Below are 4,684 nucleotides of genomic sequence, written 5' to 3'. Positions count from 1 at the left end.
CTATAATTAGAGATTAGAATCACCGAAATAGTACTTTGGGCATCGGCAGCGTGGTTCTTGTTTATCTCGTCTTGGGTAATCATTTGGAGTCGATCGGTGCGAGTGAGGAGCAGTGAATTAACTCTGCGAATCCCAAGATATAACGATTTACGGAGAGAACATGACAAAATCAGTGATGATAGTTGATGACCACCCGGCTATTCGTGTCGCCATTCGTGCATTACTATCACAAAGTAACGAATTTTCAACCATTTACGAATCGGTTGATGGCAGTGAAGCCTTAGAGATTTTAAAAAACAACCCTGTTGATCTGGTTATTATCGATATTGAGTTACCTAACTTCGATGGTTTCTCGTTGTTGAAAAAACTACAGCAACGTGGATTTACAGGCAAATCATTATTCTTGTCCGCCAAGAATGAGCAAGTTTTTGCGGTACGGGCATTACAGGCCGGTGCCAACGGTTTCATCAGTAAAAATAAAGATATTAGCGAAATTCTTTTTGCTGCACAGAACGTATTACGTGGGTATTCTTTCTTCCCCTCTGAAACGTTGACCCAATTAGCCGGGCAACCTTCCAGCCATGATCCTGTCAATCGGGCGCGGTTGTTGTCAGAACGAGAAATTAATGTTTTACGTTATCTGGTGAATGGTTTGTCAAATAAACAGATTGCCGACGAAATGTTTATCAGTAACAAAACTGTCAGTACCTATAAAACCCGCATCTTGACCAAGTTAGGGCTAAGTTCCGTAATTGAACTGGCAGATTATGCACATACCCATAATTTGGTATAATTCAGGCGGCTCTGGTTTACCACGGGCAACCTTATCTTTACCGAGTAGGTTCTCTTTGCGAATTCTTCTTTACTGTTTGCTGTTGCTTAGCGGGCAGCTTAATGCCGCAATGATGACCGGTCGTCAGGGGTGCGATACTGGGCAGCCATTGACGATACACAGTATCGCTAATAGCTACAGTGAAGATCTATTACTGACACCTTCCACGGACACTCGCCAATCAAGCCGGCGCACGGTGAAAGTGGGGGTGGTCATGGATGCCAATACTCCTTTTGTCGTTAACCGTGATGATAATGCCATTGAAGGTATTGTTGCGGATTACCTGAAAATAATCAGTGATGCCAGCCAATTATCTTTCCAGATGATCGGTTATTGCGATTACGGGTTAGTTTTGAATGCCTTGGAAAATGGCCAGATTGACTTAATGGCCGGGACACCTATGCCCCCTCAGCCGGGGCTGATAGCTTCCCATGCCTTCTTTACCAACCGGCATGTCGAAGTTCGCAGCAAAAATTGGGACCCGACCAAACGTACCCACCCAGAAACGGTGGCTATCGTTAATAACGAGCCACTCTCCCCTGAGTTTTTATTTAATTATCATGCCGATAAAATTGTTGCCTACCCCAACCAATTGCAGGGGTTGTTGGCTGTCGCCTATGGTAATGCCGATGTCTTTGTCGCGAATGCCACAACAGCTAACTATCTGATTGATCAGTTACAATTGCTGACGTTGCAAATTCGTAACTTTACCCCTTATCACCCTGCCCCTTACACATTCCTGGCGAGGGAAAGTAATCAAAAGCTGATTGACTACATTAATCAGATTTTAGAATTATTACCTACCCGCGCGACCGGTGATATTCAGCAACGCTGGTTTGGTAGCAAACATCATTACAATATTGATGCCAAATTACTGTTGACCGAACAAGAGGTGAGCTGGATTCAGCACCATCCGGTGGTGAGTTATGTCGCCCCACTTGATCTGGCACCACTGATATTCCGCGATCGTCAAACCGGACAAATAGCCGGTTTCTCAGTCGATCTTATCGATATTATCGCGCGCCGAACCGGGATTAAATTTGAACCGGTCTATACCAAAGATACCGGTGAAGGGGTGCGTGATTTTATCGCCGGTAAAACCGATTTACTGCCGATTGTAGCCGTTCGCAACGGTATGTATGGTAACAACCTTTACTCCTCACCAGTAGCTCAATCCTTATGGGGTATATTGACGCGCGAAGATCGCCTGGATATCAACAATGTGGCAGATCTGGCAGGAAAGCGCGTGGGGATACAAGCCGGTAGTGCTTCTGGCGGGATTATTGGTAACCCCCTGTTAGCCCAAAAGATTACCTTTGTCCAAGCCCCGGATACCATGACACTGGTGCGTTGGTTGCAGCAAGGTAAAGTGGATGCTGTCGTTAAGAATATGATGACCGCCAACTACCTGTCAGCTCAGAATTTTAGCCCGAATATAAAAACGGTCGCGGTTGCAGGTGAAGAACCACTGATGATGGCATTTGCCATCCGCCCAGACCTGCCCGAATTAAAGGCCATTATTGATAAAGTAATTGAATCTATTCCACCAGAAGAGTTAGACAACTTAATTAGCGAATGGAGTACCTTCAAGCCTAAGCCAATAAGTTTTGATGAAGACTCATCAGATAATGAATGGCTGATGATGGCGTTGAAAATAAGTTCAGGGCTATTGTTGGTCTTCGGTTTATACCTGTGCTATCTGGTGTTCAATAAGCGCCGCCAGGCCAAGTTGCTACATGCCCGTTTGCTACAACAAGAATCGATTATCAATGCATTGCCCTTTGCGGTCTTTATTCGTACAACCAATGCCGAGTTAGCCGTTTATAACAGCCACTTTGCTGCGGCTCACCAAGATAAGCTTCACGATTTGCTCAATCAGGATATTGAACAAGCCAACTGGCCGATGACCAGTCCGCTTGATCGCGAGATAGATAAATACTGTCGTTATGTATTACAGGACAGAAAACCACAAATGGTGGATTTATCCCTTGAAATCAATGGTGAGCTACGGGATATCTTCCTGTGGATTATTCCACTGGACAATGCCGAACGCAGTTTACTGGGCGGCTGGCTGGACATTAGCCAACGTAAAACCGTTGAGCGTGAGTTAGAAGCGGCCCGTGTCGAAGCCGAAAGCGCCAACCGGACCAAGAGTACGTTCCTTGCCACAATCAGTCATGAACTGCGAACGCCAATGTACGCCATCATGGGCTTATTGGAGCTGGAGATCCGCAGCTCCCAGCCGGTTGATAAAGATACACTGGTTACCGTGTCCAAATCAGCTCAATCGTTGATGTTACTGCTTGATGACATCATCGACTCTGCCAAAATTGAAGCAGGCCAACTGAGTGTTCACCCTGCGGTGGTAGATTTCCGCCAGGAAATGGAACGGATGCTGACTATCTATCAACCCATCGCCGATGAGCGTGGGCTTCGATTCTCGGGTTGGCTGGATGACCAAATCCCTCACCTGCTGATGGCAGATATGCTCAGAGTGCGACAAGTGATGGGTAATCTGTTAGGTAACGCGTTGAAATTTACCGAACAAGGTAGTGTTTCAGTGGATGTGACTTGGGAGCCGACAGATGATAAGCATGGCGTAATGAATATCGATATTACCGATACCGGTATTGGTATTTCTCCAGCGGCACAGGCAACGCTGTTCCAACCCTTTAGCCAGGCGAACGAAGGTAAATCACCCCGTTTTGGTGGCTCAGGGCTAGGGCTTTGGATCTGCCATCAATTGATTCATAAAATGGGCGGACAAATCAGCTTGGAAAGCCAGCTCGGCAAAGGCACCAGTTTGTTTATTACGTTACCACTGGAGATTGCCACTGCTGATGATTTACCGCCAGATGCGACTATTCTGCATGCTGATGAAAAGCAGTTAGACCAGTTGAAAAATCTGCGTGTTCTGGTGGTGGATGACCTTCCGGCCAACCGCCAGTTACTTCAGCAGCAATTGGCCTTTATCGGCATCGAACAGGTGATGAGCGCAGAAAATGGCGCAGAAGCCTGGAAAATATTGCAACATTACAGTTTTGATATCGTCATCACCGATTACAACATGCCGCTGATGAATGGCTATGAACTTGCCGCCCATATCCGCAATAGTCCGGCAATGAAGGAGATGATAATCATTGGCTGTACCGCAGATGCGCGGGAAGAGAGCATAACTCGCTGTTCTGATGCTGGTATGAATGATTGCATGGTTAAACCGGTGACTATTGACACCTTACGCACTGTTTTGCTGCATCAACAGATTGTCGGTAACGATGTCGAGGCGAATTATCATCACACTACCGGCGACGATGGCATCAATGCGATGGAGATGAGCCATCAGGAAAATAGGGACTCAACCGCGGACAACAGTGAGCCCCCAAAAACGCAACAGCCCCCTATTGTCGCAGCACAAGATAAATTGACATCGCTCTCGGGTGGCAGAGCTGAGGTAGAGTTGCAGTTATTACAATCGTTGCTGGAAAGCAATGTGCAGGATACTGCCGCGCTAACGAAACTGTTTGACCATCTGATAACGGATGATAGCAGTACGAATGCTAGCGATATTTATAACGAAATGGCAACGTTGGTGCACCGGATCAAAGGCGCGGTACAACTGATTGATGCGCAAGATCTGGTAGATTGTTGTATCAGATTCGAATCCCTGTTACTCGCTCATGATAGGCCAGCCGTCATTTCACTTGGAGCAGACTATCTGAAACAGTTAACGGAGACTAATCAGTTATTAGTTAAGCTGGTTGCCTCATACGCCGAAATAGATAGCGATACCCCCGATTAAATAAATATTTAAATAGTGCTTTCATCTAAAGCCCGCCAGACATACTTGGTGGG

Annotated in this window: 2 protein-coding genes; both read left to right on the top strand. The window is 46.3% G+C overall.

Features of this window, described 5'->3' with window-relative positions:
- The first annotated feature begins 160 nt into the window (after positions 1-160).
- Entirely contained in the window at positions 161-793 is a 633-nt protein-coding gene (locus V1952_RS20110) for a response regulator (RefSeq protein ID WP_004705218.1), read from the top strand.
- Positions 794-872: 79 nt separating this feature from the next.
- Positions 873-4,631 (top strand): ATP-binding protein, encoded by a 3,759-nt coding sequence (locus V1952_RS20105; protein WP_420075402.1) that lies wholly within the window; start codon positions 873-875, stop codon positions 4,629-4,631.
- The last annotated feature ends 53 nt before the right edge of the window (positions 4,632-4,684 follow it).

The sequence above is a fragment of the Yersinia sp. 2542 StPb PI genome, from assembly GCF_048593855.1.
Lineage (GTDB): Bacteria > Pseudomonadota > Gammaproteobacteria > Enterobacterales > Enterobacteriaceae > Yersinia > Yersinia enterocolitica_E.
Note: the sequence above shows the minus strand (reverse complement) of the source record. Positions and strands in the feature narration are given on the sequence as shown.